The following is a 20274-nucleotide window of genomic DNA, read 5'->3' as shown; positions in this document are numbered from 1 at the left end:
TTTCGAAGCTCTCCATTCAATGGGGAGCAGTTCACGTATGCAGGAAGCTGGGCTATGACTTTACGCAAGGCTATTATATCGGCAAATCCGCTCCTGGCAAGTTATTTGCTGCAAATGCAGTCTGATGGCTTGCCATATGAACAAACTGTGACACCTGCCGGATAGTTTCCAGGCAGGTTTTCTTCTTCCTGATTTGAAGTCTGTCCTTCAATTTCTTATGATTGAATAGGTAGTATCCGCATTTTGCGGCAGGAGAGGGTAAACGAAATGAAATTAAGCGATTTCTCAATAAAAAGACCAGTTTTTACAATCGTTGTGATGTTTTTGGTGCTCATTTTAGGTGCAGTTTCGTTCACCCGTATTCCGGTTACGCTGATTCCTGAGCTGAATCCGCCGATTGGTGTGGTGGTGACGAATTATCCAGGCGCCAGTCCGACAGAAGTGAGTGAGCAAGTGACCGAGCCGCTTGAAGCGAGTTTGGCGACGCTGCCAGGGATCCAATCGATCCAGTCCACTTCCCAGGAAGGCGCCAATTTTATTCTTCTGGAATTCAGCTGGGCCACAGACATCGATGATGTGCAGTCTGACGTGCTGCAGCGGCTGAATCAGACGCCGCTGCCGGAAGATTCGGGAGAGCCGCAATTCCTGAAATTTGATCCGGCTCAATTCCCGGTTATTCAGCTGGCGCTCAGAGCAACGGATACCAGTACGGACATTCGCGTACTGGCGGAGGAACTGGAAACCGAATTGCTGCAGGCGGAAGGTGTCGCCAGTGTCAATATTTCAGGAGCCCTTATTGAAGAAGTGCAGGTGCAATTGGATCCGGAGACATTGGAGGAGTATGGGCTACAGCAGGCGGACATCGTCCAGCTGCTTCAGGCGAATAATATTTCACTGCCGGGCGATCCCATTGAAACGGAGGATGACCGGCAGCTATCAACGCGTATCGTGAGCACGCTGACAAGCGTGGAGGAGATTCAGGAACTGATTGTGACAGTTGATCCGCTTACCGGTGACAATGTACTGCTCAGTGATGTAGCAGAAGTAGCGCTTGGTGAGCAGGAGAGCGGAACTGAAACGCGGGCGAACGAGGAGCCGGCTGTTCTGTTATCCGTACTGCAAGAATCAGGCGCCAACACTGCGGAAGTATCCGGAGCGTTCCAGGAGCGGCTGGATGAGCTGCTTGAAACAGAACGGTTCAATTCAGTGGAATCGGACATTTTGTTCGATCAGGGAGAGTATGTTGAACTTGCCATTACAAACATCGGAATGACCTTGCTGTATGGCGGGATCTTTGCCATGCTTGTGCTGTTTTTATTTCTCAGGGGGATTAAAAGCCCGGTGATTATCGGTGTGGCTATTCCATATTCCGTTATTGTTACATTCGTATTAATGTACTTTGCGGATTTTGCGCTTAATATCATGACTTTAGGTGCGCTGGCGCTCGGTATCGGCATGCTGGTCGATAATGCCATTGTGGTGATCGAGAATATCGAGCGGCATCTCGGTATGAAAAAAGATCCCCGGCAGGCAGCTTCTGATGGAGCGAGGGAAGTAGCAGGAGCAATTACAGCGTCTACACTTACAACAGTTGCTGTATTCGTCCCGGTTATTTTCATCTCAGGACTGATCGGCGAGATCTTTACGGAATTTGCACTGACAATTTCGTTCAGCCTCTTCGCTTCATTGGCTGTAGCTCTTACAGTCATTCCGATGCTTGCCTCCAAAATGCTGAAGCCGCATGATGAGAGTGTGGAAGAAAAACGGCAGCATTCCCGGTTCATGACCGGCTTCGCCCGTTCAGTGGCCTGGTCACTGCGCCACCGCTTCCTGGTGCTGCTCACAGCGCTCGTTTTACTTGCCGTCGGTATCTTCGGTGTCATGCGTGTTGGGACAGAATTCCTGCCCGCCACGGATGAAGGATTCGTCAGCATCAGCGTCGAGACCGAAAGCGGATCTTCACTTGAAGCCACCGAGGAAGCCGTGCAGATCATTGAAGATGAGCTGGAGAATGAAGAAGATGTGGATGTCTATGTCAGCTTGATCGGCGGCACACAGGAAAGCTTATCGCGGGGAGCCTCTGTAACGAATCAGGCAGAAGTATATGTCAAACTCGTCTCACTGGACGCGCGTGACCGCTCTGTATTCGAATTCGTGGATGACGTGCAACCGGAAGTGAAGGAAGCCGTCGGAGAACAGGCGGAAGTAAGTTTTAACCTCCAGACAGCTGCGGGCTCTTCGCCGAACACGTTATCCTTTACGGTCACGGATACGGACGGCAACCGTCTTGACGAAGCGGTCGCTGGAATCAGTGAGAGATTGATCGACTTGCCGAACGTAACGGAGCTGACGACTGATCTGGAAGAAACAGTTGAAGAAATTCAAGTGACAGTCGACCGGGAAGCTGCAGCCGAATATGGACTGGCGCCTTTTCAAATCGCCCAGACCGTAAACAATGTAACCCGGGGAGCTCTTGCCACTCAAATCGTGACGGATGAAGATGAGGTGTACAGCGTCTATGTCCGTTACGCTGAAGAATACCGGGACAGCGTTGAACAGCTGCGTGATTTATCTCTCCGGACGCCATCCGGCACGTTCATTGCGCTTGAAGACGTCGCGGATATTGAAGTGACCGAAGGACCGGTAACGATCAGCCGGTCAAACCAGGCGAGAAGCGTGTCCTTTACACTGCGCTACGGGTCAGGTGTTTCCCTTGGTGATATGTCCGATCGGGTCGATGAGGCCATTGCAGACTTGAACCTGGACGATCAGACGGAAATCAATTTCAGCGGAGACCGGGAACTGCTGGAAGATTCCATTGATGATATGGCGCTTGCTGTCATGCTTGCTGTCGTGCTTGTCTACATTGTGATGGCAGCCCAGTTCGAGTCATTTAAGTACCCATTTGTCATTATGTTCACGGTGCCGCTTATGGTCATCGGGATGTCCATCGCTCTATTCGTGACAAATACACCGGTCAGCATCACCGCGGTCATCGGATTGCTCGTGCTTGTCGGAATCGTCGTCAACAACGGAATCGTGCTGGTGGATTACGTAAACCAGCGGAAAGCGGCAGGTATTGCCTCACACGAAGCGATTATCATGTCAGTCCGCGATCGGCTTCGGCCAATCCTGATGACGGCATTGACTACAATCCTGGGATTGCTCCCTCTTGCACTTGGCATCGGGGAAGGAACGGAAATAAACCAGCCGATGGGCATTACAGTTATCGGCGGATTGATCAGTTCCACTTTCCTGACACTGTACGTGGTACCGGTCGTTTATAGCTTATTTGACCGGGAAACGCGAAGAAAAACGAGGAAGTAACAGAAATCTTCCAATGCTTGTTCCTCATATAACAAGGAATTACAGTGACCTGTGCAGAACTTAGTTCTGTACAGGTTTTTTTGTCGGGAGGAATGAGCATGCAAGAGATTATTTTTACAGGCTTTCCGGGGTTCATTGCAAGTCAATTGATCTGCAGGCATACCCGGGGGGACAGCCGGCTGACGGCAATCGTTCTGCCTTCGGAAATGGAAAAAGCGAGGGCCAAGGCACAGGAAATCGAACAGGAAACAGGTACCAAAGTACATCTGGTCCAGGGGGATATCACAAAGGGAGCTTTGGGGATTTCGCCGGTTGAGCGAATACGGATGGCAGAGAATGACTGTATCTTCTGGCATTTGGCGGCCATCTATGACTTGGCGGTGCCAAGACCTATCGCATGGAAAGTGGACGTTGAAGGAACGCAAAACGTACTGGAATTTATCGCGTAGCTTCCGGAACTGAAACGTTTCATGTACTTCAGCACAGCTTATGTGGCAGGTCTGCGGGAAGGAATGCTGTATGAGGATGAATTAATCCGGCCGGCAGCATTCAAGAACTATTACGAGGAGACGAAATTTGAAGCGGAAGTGCTGGTGGATGCCCGGAAAACGGAAATGCCGATCACCATCATCCGCCCGGGCATTGTCCGGGGGCATTCTGAAACAGGGGAGACCGTTAAATTTGATGGTCCGTATTTTTTTCTGAACATGATTGACCGTCTGAAGATGTTGCCTGTCATTCCGTACATCGGGAACACTGCCGAGTCTCTGAATGTCGTGCCGGTTGACTATGTACTTGATGCAGCAGTGTACTTAAGCAGGCTGGCGGAAGCAGAAGGGGAAACAGTGCATCTGACCGACCCGGCTCCACACCCGGTGGAAGAGATTTACCGGGCAATGGTCCTGGAGATGACCGGAAAGCCGCCAAAGGGAAGATTGCCCAAGAAATTGGCGGAAATCGGTATGGGAGTGCGGCCGATCCGGAAGTACCTGCAGACAGAGGCGGAGACACTCGATTACTTTGAATGGCATGCCTCTTTTGATGCATCGAATGCCCAGCGGCTCCTCAAAGGGAGCGGTATTCACTGTGCGGATTTCCTGGAAACATTGCCGGCGATGGTCCGGTTCTATCAGCAACACAAAAACGACACATCTAAGAAGATTCCGATATCTTAGATGCTTTACAACAGTTTCGGGTCTGGTATACTTATTTTAGAAACCGAATAACTTTTGACGTCAGTCAAAGGGGAGTAGCTTTAGGGAAACCTATTTTATAGTCGTCAATACATGGCCTGCGCCATCGGCTATAATAGCAAGTTGTACTAATTTGCTTAGCGAGACCTTTGCCTTTTTTTAGGCGAGGGTCTTTTTTGTTGGGCGAAATACAGGAGGAGATTTTGTTGGAAACAGTTTTTTTGGAATATGCATGGGTACTGCTCGTGCTAATTGGTCTTGAAGGGCTTTTAGCGGCGGATAATGCTGTGGTAATGGCTGTTATGGTTAAGCACCTGCCGCCGGCACAACAGAAAAAAGCTTTATTTTATGGCTTGTTCGGTGCATTCGTTTTCCGTTTTGCTGCATTGTTCATGGTGACCTTGCTGATCGATATCTGGCAGATCCAAGCGCTTGGTGCAGCTTACCTGCTCTTTATCGCTGTTAAGCACATTTATGATCAGCGAAAAGGGGAAGAGCATAGCGTAGAGCCGGAAGCAACGAAAGGCTCCGGTTTCTGGATGACTGTATTAAAAGTGGAACTCGCGGACATCGCATTTGCGATTGATTCGATGCTGGCAGCTGTTGCCATCGCAGTAACACTCACTGAAGTAGGAGATTTCCAGGTCGGCGGCATCAACGGCGGTCAATTCTCTGTCATGATTGCCGGTGGACTGATTGGTGTGATCATCATGCGGTTTGCCGCCCATAAATTTGTACAGTTGCTGGCAAAATATCCACAGCTTGAAACCGCGGCTTTTGTCATCGTCGGGTGGGTAGGTGTCAAATTGGCTGTGCTGACACTTGGACACCAGAATCTGCAGATTATTGATCCGCACTTCCCGCATTCAACTACATGGGAAATCATCTTCTGGAGTGTACTTGTTGCCATCGTGGTCGTTGGATATCTGACGGGTGTAAGAAGCCGTGCGAAAGAATAGGAATGATGCGAAAGGGAGAAAATTCTCCCTTTCTTTTTTTTGCTGAATTACATAGAATGGTGAGAGACAGACAGGCCGAAAGGATTTTTTGATGAATATTTCATTTGAGAAAGTTCGTAATTTAACACCTGCGCAGCTGATTGCAGCTTATTACTTCGCTGCTATCGGATTTTCGTTCTTATTGCTGCGTCTTCCAGGCGTTCACCGGCCGGGGATTGAAGTTTCTCTTATCGATAGCCTGTTCACGGCAGTCAGCGCGGTCAGCGTCACAGGGCTGACAGTCCTCTCGATTATAGACACTTATTCCGTTCAAGGGATCATTATTTTGATGTTCATCATGCAACTCGGCGGAATTGGTATTATGTCCATCGGCACATTCTTCTGGCTGCTGGTCGGAAAACGGATCGGCCTTCGTGAACGGCAGCTGATCATGATTGACCATAACCAGACACAGATGTCCGGAGTCGTTAATCTGATCAAGGAAATCATCAAGATTCTACTGCTGATTGAAGCAATTGGTGCATTGGTCCTGACTTTGTATTTTACCCAGTTTTATGAAACTTTCGCTGAAGCACTTCTGCATGGTGCATTCACCTCGGTATCGGCCACAACGAACGGTGGGTTTGATATAACCGGGGCCTCATTGCTGCCTTATTTCAATGACTATTTTGTTCAAATTATCGTGATTCTCCTGATCATCCTGGGAGCCATCGGATTTCCCGTTCTAATTGAAGCGAAAGCTTTTTTAGCGGATCAGGATGGATCTTTCCGTTTTTCGCTGTTTACAAAAATCACAACCGCTACATTCGCTGCGCTTCTGGCAGTCGGGACTGTCGTCATTCTGATTTTAGAGGCAGGCAATTCCTTCCGGAACATGGCGTGGCATGAGATGTTTTTCGCCGCGCTTTTTCAGTCGGTTTCCTCACGTTCCGGCGGGCTGGCCACAATTGATGTCAGCCTGTTCGGTGAAGCGACGAACGTGTTCATGAGTGCTCTAATGTTCATTGGCGCCTCGCCGAGTTCTGTGGGAGGTGGCATCCGCACGACGACTTTTGCCATCGCTATCCTGTTTCTTATAAATTTCGGCAGAGGAAAGAACAGTATTAAAGTTTTCAGCCGGGAAATTTACCTGACTGATGTTTTCCGGGCATTTGCCGTTATTATTCTGGCGGGGTTCCTTGTGATGGTGTCCGTAATGATCTTGCTCGTCACAGAGCCGGAAGCAGATGCCATCGCGATATTGTTTGAGATCACTTCCGCATTCGGAACATGCGGCTTGTCACTTGGACTGACGCCTGAGCTGTCTTCGATCGGAAAAGTAGTCGTAATGCTCCTGATGTTCATCGGCCGGGTCGGGCTGATCTCATTCATCTTCACCCTCGGCGGCAAGTCGGATCCAACCAATTTCCATTTTCCGAAAGAACGCGTCATTATTGGATGACAAAAAAGCGCCAAAAAAATCAATCGTTGGTATTCAATTCAAAAAAGGCCTTCCATAGCGGAAGGCCCTTTTGGTGTCCCGCAAAGTAACTGCGGCGCTTCGTATTTCCACAGGACTCGTCGTTGGTTTTTTGTCAAAACGGACATCGAAACCAATGCCATTCGATGGGAAGCGTTGAATCAGCAGTATTGAAAAACCGCTGATTCAGGTGCGAATCAACGGTCTGAGCGGCATGTTATTCCAGGTTTCGCACTATCCGGCTGACCGGGTGATTGCTACTGATCTGCTCTTTTTGTATGAATTTCATGGACGGCGACTGCCCTTGCCTGAACAGCGCGAGCAAGTAACCGGGGCCGGATGAATACTCGGCCGGATTGCCGGTCTGTGAATCGAATCCAAATGGTATGAGAAGCGTATGTTTAATCATTTCGCGTTCGCTCATACCATCAAGCAGACTGCCGGCGATTTCCGGTCGGCTACCGATTTCCCGGTAAAGGCCGGTTCTTTCTGTTTCTTCCATATCCTTCGGCCACCATGGTTTTCTGGGCTTTCCGTTCTGGATCAGCAGGTAATCGAGTTTAAGGAGATCACGGACTATGCCCAGATTGGCAATGCCATCTTCGATTAGAAACGCCTCAAGCCGCCTGAACAGGTCTTCCGGCTGATGACCGATGCGTGACCAGCCGCGTTCTTCCCAATATGTTCCGAACGACTGGAAAAAGTCGAACGGGGAAGGATAGATGGAAACGAGGTATTCAATGGTCCGGTCCATTCGATGGGCATTCCAATACTTCTCCAGTACATCCTCGGCCTGTTTGATTTGCAGGATTTCATCAAATGTCAGGACGTTGTTTGAAAAGATTTCATATGGTGCCCGGTCCATATAGGTGTAGCCATACTCTTTTGCCTGAACACGCAAGCCTGTACCGCGCAGCAGCTTCAGGAATCCAAGCTGAAGTTCTTCCGGCCGCATGGCGAATACGTCATTGAACGTGGTGCGGAATGAATCATAATCTTCTTCCGGCAGCCCGGCGATCAGATCGAGATGCTGATCAATTTTGCCGCCTTCTTTTACCATCGTAACCGTCCGTTTCAACTTTTCGAAGTTCTGGCGCCGTTTCACAAGTTCATTTGTTAGGTCATTCGTCGACTGCACCCCGATTTCAAAGCGGAACAGACCGGCAGGAGCATTATCATTCAAAAACTGGATGACTTCCGGCCGCATAATATCGGCTGTGATCTCGAACTGGAACACGACGCCGGGTCTGTGTTCATCGATCAGGAACTGGAACATCTCCATGGCGTAGCTTCGGCTGATATTGAAAGTCCGGTCTACAAATTTAATGATTTTTGCTCCATTATTCATCAGATAACGAATGTCCTCTTTGATCCGTTCCCGGTTGAAATAGCGAACCCCCACTTCAATGGATGATAAGCAAAACTGGCAGGAGAATGGACAGCCCCGGCTCGTTTCAATATAGGTGATGCGGCGCGGCAAGTTCTGGATATCTTCCGGAAAACGGAAGGGGGACGGAAGCTCCCGGAGATCCGCTTTTGCCGCTGGCGGATGGACAGTAAATTTATTATCCTTCAGCCAGGCGATACCCGGTACGGCTGCAATTTCCTGACGGCCGTCGAGCGCTTTCAGAAGTTCTTTGAAAGACTGCTCCCCCTCGCCGATTACAATATAGTCGATTTCCGGTACACGTTTAAGTAAATCATATGCATCATATGTCACTTCGGGACCGCCGACGACTATCACTGTATCCGGGTTGACTGTTTTCATCATCCGGATGACTTCGATGGTCTCTTCAATATTCCAGATATAGCAGCTGAAGCCGAGAACGTCCGGCTTTTTCAGGTAAAGATCAGCAACGATATTATAGATGGGATCTTTAATTGTATATTCAGCGAGAGTAACATCAAACTCGGGAAGAGCTGAAGCTTTCAAATAGCGGATCGCAATATTTGTGTGAATGAACTTTGCATTCAGTGTTGATAAAATGATAGTCATGGTGAAAGTTCTCCTTCTGTCGAGTGCTTTTATTTTACCAGTCGGTGAACAGAGGTACAATAGGAGGAAAGCAGAAGGGATGGAGGGATGAACTTGCTGACAAGAACAGTGGAAACACCGATTGAGCCGGTGGTGATCACAGTGGATGGCAATGCGGTGGTGCATGTTGACTTTGGAGAGCCGGCGGCAGCCGGCGAAGGGACAGCGGAAGAACAGCAGCTGATGGAGCAGACGAAAAAGCAATTGGCTGAATACTTCGATGGCAAACGAACAAAATTCAAGTTGCCATTGAAAGTGGAAGGCACTGAGTTTCAGCGGAAAGTGTGGAAAGAGCTGGAGGCGATTCCCTATGGAGAAGCCATCAGTTATCAGGAACTGGCGGAGCGGATCGGCAATCCGAAAGCGATGCGTGCAGTCGGACAGGCCAATCGGCGCAACCCGATCGGCATTATCATTCCATGTCATCGGGTGATCGGAAAAGATAAGACGTTAAAGGGATATGCCGGGAGCCGGGTCTCTTTAAAAGAAGGACTGCTTGTGCATGAAAAATTCCTGTCTTCGCCCGTTTTTGACAACCCAGGAAAAATGCCGTTATAATGGGAATTGAATAAGCTGAAACGAGTGGATCAGATGAATGAAGATATCAAGCAATCACTGAAGCTCTTTATCGTGCTCTCCCGTGCGCATAAGGCCATTTCCGAAAAGACGAATCAGTTTTTTCAGGCGAACGGACTGAATCCGACGGAGTTTGCGGTACTGGAGTTGTTATACCATAAAGGCAAGCAGCCGCTGCAGAAAATTGGAGGGAAAATTCTCCTGGCAAGCGGTTCGATTACGTATGTCATCGATAAGCTGGAAAAGCGCGGATATCTCAGCCGCGTAAACTGTCCGACTGACCGGCGGGTGACGTATGCGGAGATTACAGCTGATGGTGAGGCTCTCATGGCAAGCCTTTTTCCGGAACACGAACAGCATTTACACGAACTGACGAATTCCCTATCATCCGATGAAAAGGAAGAAGCGATTGAACTCTTGAAGAAGCTGGGTCTTTCCATCAAAGATCTGTCATATTGAAAACGTTGAAAAAGGCTTGCCCAAGCGGCAAGCCTTTTACTTATTTTCCAGGTTTAATTGATTTTCCCATCTGGATGAACGTGTCTGTAAGACCAGCCGTTGTGGTATCGAAAATAGTAAGGCGGACGATTGAACTGTCGTTTTCGTACGCAATACCGGTTACTTTCCCATTAGCTGTTTCAGTTTCTTTTGCGACTGCATTTATGTATCCGGATTTATCAAAAGAAGCTGTCTCAGTAAGCTCCGCTTCCGGATTAACTGCCTGAAGAGTTTGTTCCAAGGTGTCAGCAGTAAATGCGAAATCCATATCACCCTTCGAATATACTTCTATGCGCATGAATACCGACTCATCTTCAGACCAATAGAGCGCATCTTTATATGGTTCTTCTGAAGAAAGTTCAAATCCAGGCTGTAATGCAATGGAGTATGTCTGTTCGGGACTCTGGGTCCAGACGCCCTGCTCTTCTTGAGCTGTTTCTCCCGCGGAAGCAGCTTCTTCAGTTTCTGTTTCTTCAGTTGCTGCTTCTTCTGTTTCTGCCATTTCTTCTTCAGCATCAGCAGTTTCTTCAGTCGTTGTTACTTCTTCAGAGACCTCGTTCTCGGTAACTGTTTCTGAAGCTTCAGTCCCAGTTGCTTCAACTGATTCTGTTGAGACTTCAGTCTCGGTCTGTTCTGCTTCTTCTGCTGATCCACATGCGGCCAGTGTGCTGCTGGCTGCTAGCAATACAGCAGCAAATCTCAATTTTGTACTCATCATTGACCCTCCTTTATAAAACAGTTGACGCATGAACATTATGACAGGTTTCAGTTCTTGCGGGCAGAGTCTAGGAGTAAAACAGTGAAAAAGTCGTACCAAAAATATACTGACTCTTAAATTACGGGCATAAGAACTAGGAAAGACAGCATTAGAGTAATCTGCAAATAACTTCTAACTTCAATCCTTTGGTCTTTGCTGTATAGTAAATTACAGGGCTGGGCAATGTGGCGACTCAGATAATTTTAAACGCCGATTTGCTGAGCGCTGCAGCGCGGAAAGAGGGACATAGATAAAAGGTCTCTTATGAATTTTTTATGGAAGAAGGAATCGTATGAAAAACTATAATGAAATGCTCGATCAATTGAAAGCAGGCGACATTCCAGAAGTTGCTGTGACAAAAGAGGAGTTTGAAGACTTAAGGGCAGTGCTGATCAGCCGGTCGGACTTCAAGCAATTCAGAGGCGAGGCTGGCCATCACGGGAATGTCACGTACACGTTCTCGAAAATTCCAAGAAATTGAAAAAGTACCAATGCTTTTTATTCAGGTGTATAATGAATAAAAAGATCTGCACATAGGGAGTGCTGCACATGATATCGTCTGTTATCGTCATTAATCTGGAAGCGACGCGGAAAGCGATGATCGAATCTGCAGTAAGGAATGGAGTTTCAAGCCCTGAAACACTGAAATTAAGCAAGCGACTGGACAGTATCATGAACATTTATGAAAAGAGCAGAAAAAGCCACCTGTCCAATGAGGGGCTGGAACCATCGCGGCACAGTAAAAGAAAAGTGTAAGGGAGAGGGGAATTTCGTTGGATTTACTGCAATTGAAAAAGCGATTAAATGAACAAGTAATCGGCCGGGAGCGGGAAATAGATTTTATGCTGATCGCACTTCTCCAAGGCGGTCACATTCTGCTGGAAAGCGTACCCGGATCCGGGAAGACCTGGATGGCAAAAGCGTTTGCTGCCTCTTTTGACGGGGCTTTCCAGCGCATTCAGTTTACACCGGATGTTCTTCCTTCAGATGTTACAGGAATCCGATTTTATAATCCGAAACAAGGCGAATTTGAATTGCGCCCCGGCCCTGTCATGACGAATTTGCTGCTGGCTGATGAAATCAACCGGGCGACTCCCCGCACGCAGTCCAGTTTGCTGGAAGCGATGGAGGAAAAACAGGCCACCATCGACGGAGAGACCGTCCGGTTGCCGGATCCGTTCATGGTAATTGCTACTCAGAATCCGGTGGAATCGCAGCAAGGAACATTTCCATTGCCGGCTGCCCAATTGGATCGCTTTTTATTCCGGCTGGAGATCGGGTATCCCTCTGAAGAGGAAGAGCTGAAGATCGTCCAGGGTTTCCGCGGCGGGCGGAGCGCCGGAACGGGAACAGAAGAGCCGGCAGCCGCACAGGCGGATATCCGGAACTGGATGGCTGAAGCCCGAAATGTTGACCTGCATGAAGATATTGAAAGATACATAGTGGCGCTTATCCGGGCATCCCGCCAGCATGAAGCCATTGAGCTGGGACTCAGTTCACGGGCCGGGCTTGCGCTGGCAAATGCGGCGCAGGGCTGGGCGTTTCTTCAAGGCCGGGCATTTGTTACACCGGATGATGTAAAGGTGGTGTTCGCACCGGTAAGCCTCCACCGGATCATGCTGACACCGGAAGGTTCACTGGTGCATGAGCCGAAGGATATAGTGGAGGCGGTATTGGATTCTGTTTCTGCGCCTGTAGAGGTTATGTAATGGAATGGGATCGGGATCATTTGGAGACGCATGAGGAAAAGCGGGTATTGGCGCTCCTGCTGCTGTTTCTTTTCCTGACAACTTTCATGCGGCTGTATATAGCGGCAGCTGTGCTTGTCTTTGCCGGCATCATCATTGGAATGCAATTCTATTACATCAACCATGCAGGCGAGAAACTGGTGCTTGTCAGCGGCCGGGTGAGAAAGCGGCTATTGCCGGGGGGCAGCTCGGAATGGGATCTGGAGTTTATCAATCGCGGACTTCCGATATGGGGCGGGAAACTAAAAGTGTTTTTCCCTGATGTTGCAGAACCGGTCACAGGCGGCGAAAAGCGTTTTGGGGAGCTGGTGGAAGTGGATATCCCGTTCACGGCGGGTTTCAGAAAAACGGTCCGTGTCCGACTCCCGATAGAAGGCAAACGGCGGGGACTGGCCAAAATTCAGTCAATGGAATTGTATATTCCCCATCCGTTCGGCGAGGGTCAAAGTATGTTGAAGTATAATAAACCGGTCCGGCAGGAAATTCTGGTTTATCCGAAACTTTATCCGCTATCGCCTGACCGCTCTTCATCAAAGCTCAGACCCGGACAGCTGGAAGTGCGGGATTCAGTATTTGATGATTTGTTTCAGCCGATCGGCACCCGGGATTATGCGCCCTCTGATCAATTTCACCATATTCATTGGAAAGCGAGTGCCCGCCTTCAGCGGTACCAGACGAAAGTATTCAGTAAAACGGCAGATGAATCCATTCTGTTCATCGCTGATGTCGCATCCCGCTATTCAACTATACCGCATCTTGAAGAACGGATTGAAGAGCTGGCATCGCTCGTTGACCGCTGCGCAAAAGATGGCATTGCTTTCTCAGTCGCTGTTAATGTGCGGTCTGCCGGTAAAGTGCCGTATCTTTATCTGCCGGAAGGGACCGGTCAGAAACAGCGGCAGCGGGCGCTGGAATTATTGGCGGTCATTTCGAAGAATGATTCGGTTATACCCCTGCCAAATATTCTGGCCCATCTGGATTTTCACGTCCAGCTGCCGGTCCGTACCTATGTGCTGACTGATGACTCGCTTCGGATCGGCAGCTTCGTCGCCAAATGGAGCCAAAGAACCGATTTGAAGATTCAAGCCATTCGGAACGGGGGGACCGCCGGATGACAGAGAGACTGTTACCATTCAGCTTATTTGTGCTGGATTCCTGCCTGCTGGCATTGCCTTTGCTGCTTTTAAGAGGCAATGCAGCAGCCCCGCCTGGCTTATTGTTCCTGGTGTCGGCAATTGCTGCAGGGATCCTGATAACAGGTGTCTTACTGAAGTGGGCGTATAACCCGCTGCGTACAGCCGGCATTTGTCTGATTGTCATGAGCAGTTTATTATTTGCCGGTGTTTCAGCTATTCTTTGCATCCTGTTTGCGCTTCTGTCATTCCAGCGGCTTCACGCCCGGTTTTCTGAGCGTCAGGATGAATATGACGGCAACTTTCTCTTGCTGTTCTTGCTCGTTTTCCCGCTCAGCCTGTTTGCACTGATCATCTGGGGAGAAGAGAACCGGTTGATCGCTTTTTATGCGATCGCTTTTTTCACGCTGCTGTTTTTTGCCGGCAGCCGGCTCCTGTACCGATATGCCGCCACTGCTGCAGCTATTTCGCGGCAATCATTTCTGAAAGCCGCCAGTCTGCTTATTTTATTGCCGGCAGGCGGTGCGCTGTCATTCTATTTGATCATCGATGGAATCCGAGTCGCACTCGGAAGCGCCATTGGAGGGATTTTGGCGTTTGTGCTGCAGCCGTTTGAAGGACTGATGGAGAATGTGCTTCAATTTCTTGAACAGGCTCCTTTAGAACCGCGGGAAGCGGGTGAAGAAACGGAAAGTCCCGGCCCGCCCGAAACTGCAACAGGTGAGATGACGGTCTATACACCGCCTTTTCCTTATGAATGGCTTGCTGTTCCTGTTATCGCAGCAGTTATTATTGCCCTGGTTCTATGGCTGAGAAAGCGGCAGTACAGACCTGCGGAGATGGCACCTGCAGAAGTCCCGGCGGAAGTCAGTTATGGAAATGCAGCTTCCGGGCAACAGGAGCAGCAGCAGGAAGCCATCGAATATTCAGCGGTCGATCTGCCTCTTATACGGGAAAAGTTCCGGGAGTTTGAACGGGAGGCGGCGGAAAACGGCTGCGGGCGGGAAGAAGCTGAAACTGTGCGTGAATGGTTCAGGCGGATGAACTGGCCGGGCCCTGCTGCTTTTTTCCGGACATATGACAGTGTCCGGTATGGCGGCCGTACCATTTCAGAAGCGGATGCTGAAGCTTTTCTGCAGGAAATCGAAAAAATAAAAAAGTTTTTTCCGAACGAGGTTTAGATGAACTGCAGGCGGGGGATACTATTATTGAACACAGCAACATTCTCATTTCCCCCTTTTGTGGCCGGCCCGACTGATGGGCTGGCCTTTTTTTATGGGCTGAGAAGTAAGAGCGTCCATCCCTTTTTGACTTCTGCTGTGGAACCGAATGATTTTCCAAGGGCATACAGGAAAGCGGTATCCAGCTTCATGAAGAATCGATTTTTCCATCGATGTCTGCTCTTTGAAATGAACGTTCAGCGACGGTTTGGTAAGATGGAAGTAAATCGGGAGGGATAATAAATGAAAATTGCGTTTATCGGAACAGGTGTAATGGGAAATAGTATTGTCCGGCACTTATTACAAGCAGGTCACAAAGTCACAATCCATACCCGGACCCGGATAAAAGCTGAAAATCTGATCAAAGAAGGCGCCGCTTGGGCAGATACATCCGGACAAGCCGTAAAAGAGGCAGAGACGGTTTTTACAATGGTCGGTTATCCGGAAGATGTTGAAGAAGTATACTTCAGTGACCTGGGCATTTTACGGCATGCTAAGGAAGGCGCAGCATTGATCGATTTGACTACCTCACAGCCGCTGCTGGCACAGCGGATCGCTGAAGAAGCCAAGAACCGTGGAATGCATGCGATGGATGCACCTGTGTCCGGCGGTGATATCGGCGCCCGAAATGGCACGCTTTCTATTATGATCGGCGGAGAGAAAAGCGAATTCGACCGGCTTTATCCAGTATTCGAATTATTTGGCGGCAATATCGTGTATCAGGGGCCGGCGGGAGCAGGCCAGCATACGAAAATGTGCAATCAAATCACGATTGCTTCCACAATGATCGGGGTTTGTGAATCGCTTGTTTATGCAAGAAAAGCGGGACTGGATCCGGAAACGGTCCTGCGCTCCATATCGACCGGGGCAGCAGGATCCTGGTCTCTTTCCAATCTCGTGCCGCGCATGATTGAAGAAGATTTTCAGCCGGGATTTTACATAAAACATTTTATCAAGGATATGAAAATAGCGGCCGACGAGGCAGAACGGCTGGGACTGAAGCTGCCGGGGCTCCGGCTGTCACTGTCCATGTATGAAGAACTTGCGGAAAAAGGCTACAGTGAAAATGGCACACAGGCCCTGATTCGCCATTATGACTGATCACTAAGCAGATACAGGAATAGCCACAGCGGCAAACAAGAAGCCGGACCAGGAGTATAACGCCTTTGGTCCGGCTGTATCCAATCAGTCAAAATAGGATTTTTTATTCGAATAAAAGCGATCGGAGCGAGGAGGAGTATAGGACTGCTGGCGTTTCACGGGTTTCTGTTCTTTCGGGTGAAGGCCGGTAAATTCCGTCAGGATTGCTTTGGCGCTGCGGAGATTCATCCGGCTTGGCGGATTCCGATAGGAGCTGTTGAGTTCCCCCAGATGTTCTAATTGCTTAAAATCTTCTTTTTTGGGCAGCAAGTGAAAATAATATTCACCGCATTGGACAAGGACAGAGGACTGCTGTTGACTTTTTTGGGGGTTTTTGCTGAAGTGCAGCCCGATTTTGCGAGCTCTGTTCTGAAGTACCATCTTCTGAAGCGCTTCTTTTTTTAAGGCGTATAAATACTGATTGTCCGGAGCGGTCTTTGCATGACGGTTTACTGTGAAGATCGCCTGAGCGATTTCCGAATCTGTCCTGGCAGCTGGCACGGAATCATTCCTTTCCCTGTCATTTGGTTGGCCCTATCATATCAAAATGTGACGATTCTGTATACGGTATAACAAGAAAGGGGGATGTTTATGGAACACGGGAAAATCGGGGTCATCGACATTGGTTCCAATACAGTGCGACTCGTGATTTACGAACACACAAAGGAACGGGGACTCGATGAAATTCAAAATATCAAGACTGTTGCCAGACTGCGCACTTTTCTGGATGACAGTATGATAATGGCAGAAGAAGGCATCAGGCGACTGGAAGAAATCCTGCAGTCATTTAACGAAATACTGGCGGATTTTGCTGTAACAAATGTATACACGACTGCAACCGCAGCGGTCCGGCAAGCGTCAAATCAGCAGGAAATCATCAGTCGGATGGAACAGGCCACCGGACTCACAATTGATGTGCTTTCGGAAGAAGAGGAAGCGTATTTCGGCTTTCTCGCGGTCGTCCATTCGATTCCTGCTGAATCCGGTGTGACAATTGATATCGGTGGAGGCAGTACGGAAATCACTTTTTTTCAGAATAAGAAATTGCAGCACACGCATAGTTTTCCGTTCGGGGCCGTATCACTGAAGCAGCAGTTTATAGAAGAAGACCGGCTCACGGCTGCAAATCAGAAGAAGCTGGAAGCTTTTGTGACAGAACAGTTTGCATCTCTTCCATGGCTCCAGGGACTGGGTCTGCCCGTCATCGGTATTGGCGGGAGCGCCAGGAATGTGGCGCAGATTGACCAGGAAGAAAAGCATTATCCGATTTCAGGTGTGCATCAGTACCAGATGAAGCCTGGTGACCTTATTCGAATGAGCGACCGGTTCCAAGGCAAAACCCTGCAGGATATGAAACAAGTGGAAGGCTTGTCGAGTGACCGGGCGGATATCATTCTGCTCGCAATTGAAGTGTTCCGGATTCTCCTTAAGACAGTACAGGCCAATGAGTTCATTTTCAGCCGTAAGGGTCTCCGGGAAGGCATTATGATCAATGCCATCAGACAGCAGGATGAGCAGGTGTTTGATAAACATGATGTCTTCCGGCATAGTTACGAGGAGCTGGTCGCTGAATTCGGGGTGAATAAAGAACATAGCGAATTTATGAAAGCGACGGCAGTCGGTCTTTATCTGAAATGCTGTGATCTGGGTTTTTTTCAATGCAATCCGCAAGATGAAGAACTGATTGCTCGTGCCGCCTCGCTGTTCAGTCTCGGCGAGTATATTGATCAGGATGGCGCGAGTGAACACACTTTTTACTTATTGGCTAACCGGTCCATCGATGGGCTGTTCCATAAGGACCGGGTGCGGCTGGCACTTGTAGCTTCCTATAAAAACAAAGAATTATTCAGCCGTTATGCGAAGGATTTCGGCGATTGGTTCAGCGATGAAGAAATAAAGAAATACAGGGATTTCGGAAGGCTGCTCAAGTTCGTCTACGCATTGAATGTCAGTAAACGGCAAGTTGCGCGGGAGATTGAATTAGTTCAGACGCCAAACGGCTTTGAACTTCATGTCGGCGCCAGCGGAAATTCAATGGCAGAGGAGTACCACGCCGGCCGCCAGAAGAAGCATTTGGAAAATTTCATCGGGCAGGATGTTTTACTCGTATTCCGGCGGCTGGCACAGAGTGGGAAGGAAGTGCAGCGATGAAAGGGCTCGCAGGGAAAACAGATTACTACAATAACCGGGAACTCAGCTGGCTTGCGTTCAATGAAAGAGTTTTAGAAGAAGCGGAAGATCCGGAAAACCCCCTGCTGGAAAGATTGAAGTTTTTGGCGATCTTCAGTTCGAATCTCGATGAATTTTTCATGGTGCGGGTCGCGGGTCTTCAGGACCAAGTGAGGGCAGGGTATAATAAACCGGAAGATAAAGCCGGCATGACCCCGAAAGAACAGCTGGCGCGAATTGCAATCCGGACTCAGAAACTGGTGAGGCGGCAGACCGTGCTGTTTGCCCGGCTCATGGAAGTGCTGCGGGAGGAGGAGCAAGTCGGAGTCGTGCCATTGACTGAACTGAATAAAAAGCAGCAGCGATTTATAAAAGAGTATTTTGAAAGCCAAATCTTCCCCGTTTTAACGCCGGTCGCTGTTGATGCTTACCGCCCATTTCCTACACTGTTCAACAAGACGATGAATCTCATCGTGACAATTGAAGAGCAGGAGAGCGAAGAAGCGATTGAAAAAACTGCCATTGTGCAAGTGCCGCCAATTTTGGAGCGTTTTATAGAAGTGCCGTGCGGCAAGAATGTATATAAAACCGTTCTGCTGGAAGATGTTATTGTGCAGGAAATCAGCCGGCTGTTTAAAGGCTATTCCGTCCGCTCTATTTTATCTTTCCGCATCACCCGGAACGCAGATTTAACCATTCACGAGGAAGGAGCTCAGGACCTGCTTGTAGAAATAGAGAAAGAGCTGAAAAAGCGGAAGTGGGGTGCCGCCTGCCGACTTGAGGTCCAAGGCGGGAATGTGGATAAAAAGCTGCTGACTTATTTATGCAGGGAACTGGAAATCCAGCAGTCAGATATTTATTTCATCGACGGGCCGCTCGACTTGACCGCGCTCTTTTCATTCAATAAGAATGTGCCGAATCATAATCACCTGCGGTATGAGGCGTTTATCCCTCAGCCGCCGCTTGATTTGCAGTCGGATGAAGACTTGTTTAAGAAAGCCCTTTCACAGGATTTGTTCTTTCATCATCCATATGAGTCGTTTGTTCCGGTCGTCGACTTTGTAAGGGAAGCAGCGAATGATGCCGCTGTTCTGGCTATCAAGCAGACATTATACAGGGTAAGCGGAAACTCGCCTGTTATTCAGGCATTGAAACAGGCGGCGGAAAACGGCAAGCAAGTGACCGTGCTCGTAGAACTGAAAGCCAGGTTTGATGAAGAGAATAATGTCCATTGGGCTAAAGAGCTTGAACAGGCCGGATGTCTTGTCATTTACGGGATGCATAATTTGAAAACCCATTCAAAAATCACGTTGGTAATCAGGCGGGCGGAAGGGGAGATTCAGCGATTCGTCCATCTGGGAACAGGCAATTACAATGACCAGACTGCCAAACTGTACACGGATATGGGGATTATCACTTCGAAACAGGAAATTGGCATTGATGCCACTAACTTTTTTAATTTTCTGAGCGGGTATACAGAAAAACCGGTGTTCAATCACTTGATCATTTCGCCTTTTGATATCCGGGATGAAATGATCCGGCTCATCAAAGAAGAGACGGATACACATAAAAAGCACGGCAAAGGATTCATGAAGCTGAAGATGAATTCGCTGACGGATAAAGAACTGATCATGAACCTGTACAAGGCATCAATGGCTGGTGTGAAAATCGATTTAATCGTGAGGGGCATTTGCTGTCTGCGGCCCGGTATTCCGGGAGTCAGCGAAAACATTCGGGTCATTTCAATCGTTGGCCGTTTTTTGGAACATTCGCGGGTTTACTGGTTCCATCATGGCGGAGAAGACCGGGTGTATCTTTCTTCTGCTGATATGATGACACGCAATATGACCAAGCGGATAGAAATTCTGTTTCCAGTGCTTGAAGACAGGATCAAGAAACGGATTATGGAGTTTATGGATATCCAGCTAGCGGATACGGCGAAAGCCAGGCTGCAGAACGCAAGCGGTGAATACGATTATGCCGAACCGGGGGAACACGGGAAATTCAACAGCCAGAACTATTTACTGGAACAGGCGTATAAAGCACGGGAAATGGAGTAA

General features: G+C 48.8%; 16 protein-coding genes and 1 pseudogene. 14 read left to right on the top strand and 3 right to left on the bottom strand.

Annotation, left to right across the window (positions count from 1 at the left end):
- The first annotated feature begins 267 nt into the window (after nt 1–267).
- From B0X71_RS12750 to B0X71_RS12735, 4 genes and pseudogenes are all read left to right on the top strand, one after another.
- Nucleotides 268–3327 (top strand): efflux RND transporter permease subunit, encoded by a 3060-nt coding sequence (locus B0X71_RS12750; RefSeq protein ID WP_077589777.1) that lies wholly within the window; start codon nt 268–270, stop codon nt 3325–3327.
- Nucleotides 3328–3419: 92 nt separating this feature from the next.
- Nucleotides 3420–4502, top strand: a pseudogene (locus tag B0X71_RS12745) (SDR family oxidoreductase).
- A 224-nt stretch (nt 4503–4726) separates the two neighbouring features.
- Nucleotides 4727–5479, top strand: coding sequence for a TerC family protein (locus B0X71_RS12740; protein ID WP_077589776.1), 753 nt, complete (start codon nt 4727–4729; stop codon nt 5477–5479).
- A gap of 91 nt (nt 5480–5570) precedes the next feature.
- Nucleotides 5571–6920 (top strand): TrkH family potassium uptake protein, encoded by a 1350-nt coding sequence (locus B0X71_RS12735; RefSeq protein WP_077589775.1) that lies wholly within the window; start codon nt 5571–5573, stop codon nt 6918–6920.
- A 235-nt stretch (nt 6921–7155) separates the two neighbouring features.
- Here the strand turns inward: B0X71_RS12735 and B0X71_RS12730 are convergent, their stop codons facing one another.
- Nucleotides 7156–8934 carry a B12-binding domain-containing radical SAM protein gene (locus B0X71_RS12730; RefSeq protein ID WP_077589774.1) on the bottom strand — a complete coding sequence of 593 codons (1779 nt, stop codon included), beginning with the start codon at nt 8932–8934 and terminating at the stop codon, nt 7156–7158.
- A gap of 93 nt (nt 8935–9027) precedes the next feature.
- Here B0X71_RS12730 and B0X71_RS12725 point away from each other — a divergent pair, with 93 nt between their 5' ends.
- A complete protein-coding gene (locus B0X71_RS12725) occupies nt 9028–9531 on the top strand; it encodes a methylated-DNA--[protein]-cysteine S-methyltransferase (protein WP_408634099.1) in 504 nt (167 codons plus the stop codon).
- Between the two features lie 33 nt (nt 9532–9564).
- The gene (locus tag B0X71_RS12720) at nt 9565–10008 is read left to right on the top strand and encodes a MarR family winged helix-turn-helix transcriptional regulator (RefSeq protein WP_077590995.1); all 444 of its coding nucleotides are present in this window, start codon (nt 9565–9567) and stop codon (nt 10006–10008) included.
- 40 nt (nt 10009–10048) lie between these two features.
- Here B0X71_RS12720 and B0X71_RS12715 read toward each other — a convergent pair whose 3' ends face one another.
- Nucleotides 10049–10762: a hypothetical protein gene (locus B0X71_RS12715; protein WP_077589772.1), complete on the bottom strand. Its 714-nt coding sequence runs from the start codon at nt 10760–10762 to the stop codon at nt 10049–10051.
- Between the two features lie 334 nt (nt 10763–11096).
- Here B0X71_RS12715 and B0X71_RS12710 point away from each other — a divergent pair, with 334 nt between their 5' ends.
- The 6 genes from B0X71_RS12710 to B0X71_RS12680 all read left to right on the top strand — a co-directional run bounded on the left by B0X71_RS12710 (nt 11097) and on the right by B0X71_RS12680 (nt 16006).
- The gene (locus B0X71_RS12710) at nt 11097–11285 is read left to right on the top strand and encodes a hypothetical protein (protein ID WP_077589771.1); all 189 of its coding nucleotides are present in this window, start codon (nt 11097–11099) and stop codon (nt 11283–11285) included.
- Between the two features lie 68 nt (nt 11286–11353).
- Nucleotides 11354–11560 (top strand): aspartyl-phosphate phosphatase Spo0E family protein, encoded by a 207-nt coding sequence (locus B0X71_RS12705; protein WP_077589770.1) that lies wholly within the window; start codon nt 11354–11356, stop codon nt 11558–11560.
- Between the two features lie 17 nt (nt 11561–11577).
- Nucleotides 11578–12513: an AAA family ATPase gene (locus tag B0X71_RS12700; RefSeq protein ID WP_232336692.1), complete on the top strand. Its 936-nt coding sequence runs from the start codon at nt 11578–11580 to the stop codon at nt 12511–12513.
- On the top strand, nt 12513–13667 hold the full coding sequence (locus B0X71_RS12695) for a DUF58 domain-containing protein (RefSeq protein ID WP_077589769.1): 1155 nt from the start codon (nt 12513–12515) through the stop codon (nt 13665–13667). Before B0X71_RS12700 ends, B0X71_RS12695 begins: the two co-directional genes overlap by 1 nt.
- On the top strand, nt 13664–14866 hold the full coding sequence (locus B0X71_RS12690; RefSeq protein ID WP_198038589.1) for a DUF4129 domain-containing protein: 1203 nt from the start codon (nt 13664–13666) through the stop codon (nt 14864–14866). Before B0X71_RS12695 ends, B0X71_RS12690 begins: the two co-directional genes overlap by 4 nt.
- A gap of 282 nt (nt 14867–15148) precedes the next feature.
- Nucleotides 15149–16006 carry an NAD(P)-dependent oxidoreductase gene (locus tag B0X71_RS12680; RefSeq protein ID WP_077589766.1) on the top strand — a complete coding sequence of 286 codons (858 nt, stop codon included), beginning with the start codon at nt 15149–15151 and terminating at the stop codon, nt 16004–16006.
- 84 nt (nt 16007–16090) lie between these two features.
- Here B0X71_RS12680 and B0X71_RS12675 read toward each other — a convergent pair whose 3' ends face one another.
- Nucleotides 16091–16546 (bottom strand): YkyB family protein, encoded by a 456-nt coding sequence (locus B0X71_RS12675; protein WP_077589765.1) that lies wholly within the window; start codon nt 16544–16546, stop codon nt 16091–16093.
- 90 nt (nt 16547–16636) lie between these two features.
- Between B0X71_RS12675 and B0X71_RS12670 the strand changes: the two genes are divergently transcribed.
- Together B0X71_RS12670 and B0X71_RS12665 are read left to right on the top strand one after the other, a co-directional pair.
- Entirely contained in the window at nt 16637–18196 is a 1560-nt protein-coding gene (locus tag B0X71_RS12670) for a Ppx/GppA family phosphatase (RefSeq protein ID WP_077589764.1), read from the top strand.
- Nucleotides 18193–20274, top strand: coding sequence for an RNA degradosome polyphosphate kinase (locus tag B0X71_RS12665; RefSeq protein WP_077589763.1), 2082 nt, complete (start codon nt 18193–18195; stop codon nt 20272–20274). Before B0X71_RS12670 ends, B0X71_RS12665 begins: the two co-directional genes overlap by 4 nt.

Source organism: Planococcus lenghuensis, from assembly GCF_001999905.1.
Classification (GTDB): domain Bacteria; phylum Bacillota; class Bacilli; order Bacillales_A; family Planococcaceae; genus Indiicoccus; species Indiicoccus lenghuensis.
Note: the sequence above shows the minus strand (reverse complement) of the source record. Positions and strands in the feature narration are given on the sequence as shown.

Bases quoted from the DNA above. Each gene is read 5' to 3' on its own strand.
- B0X71_RS12750 (WP_077589777.1), top strand. From the start codon at position 268: ATGAAATTAAGCGATTTCTCAATAAAAAGACCAGTTTTTACAATCGTT.
- B0X71_RS12735 (WP_077589775.1), top strand. From the start codon at position 5,571: ATGAATATTTCATTTGAGAAAGTTCGTAATTTAACACCTGCGCAGCTG.
- B0X71_RS12730 (WP_077589774.1), bottom strand. From the start codon at position 8,934: ATGACTATCATTTTATCAACACTGAATGCAAAGTTCATTCACACAAAT.
- B0X71_RS12720 (WP_077590995.1), top strand. From the start codon at position 9,565: ATGAATGAAGATATCAAGCAATCACTGAAGCTCTTTATCGTGCTCTCC.
- B0X71_RS12715 (WP_077589772.1), bottom strand. From the start codon at position 10,762: ATGAGTACAAAATTGAGATTTGCTGCTGTATTGCTAGCAGCCAGCAGC.
- B0X71_RS12710 (WP_077589771.1), top strand. From the start codon at position 11,097: ATGAAAAACTATAATGAAATGCTCGATCAATTGAAAGCAGGCGACATT.
- B0X71_RS12705 (WP_077589770.1), top strand. From the start codon at position 11,354: ATGATATCGTCTGTTATCGTCATTAATCTGGAAGCGACGCGGAAAGCG.
- B0X71_RS12695 (WP_077589769.1), top strand. From the start codon at position 12,513: ATGGAATGGGATCGGGATCATTTGGAGACGCATGAGGAAAAGCGGGTA.
- B0X71_RS12690 (WP_198038589.1), top strand. From the start codon at position 13,664: ATGACAGAGAGACTGTTACCATTCAGCTTATTTGTGCTGGATTCCTGC.
- B0X71_RS12680 (WP_077589766.1), top strand. From the start codon at position 15,149: ATGAAAATTGCGTTTATCGGAACAGGTGTAATGGGAAATAGTATTGTC.
- B0X71_RS12670 (WP_077589764.1), top strand. From the start codon at position 16,637: ATGGAACACGGGAAAATCGGGGTCATCGACATTGGTTCCAATACAGTG.
- B0X71_RS12665 (WP_077589763.1), top strand. From the start codon at position 18,193: ATGAAAGGGCTCGCAGGGAAAACAGATTACTACAATAACCGGGAACTC.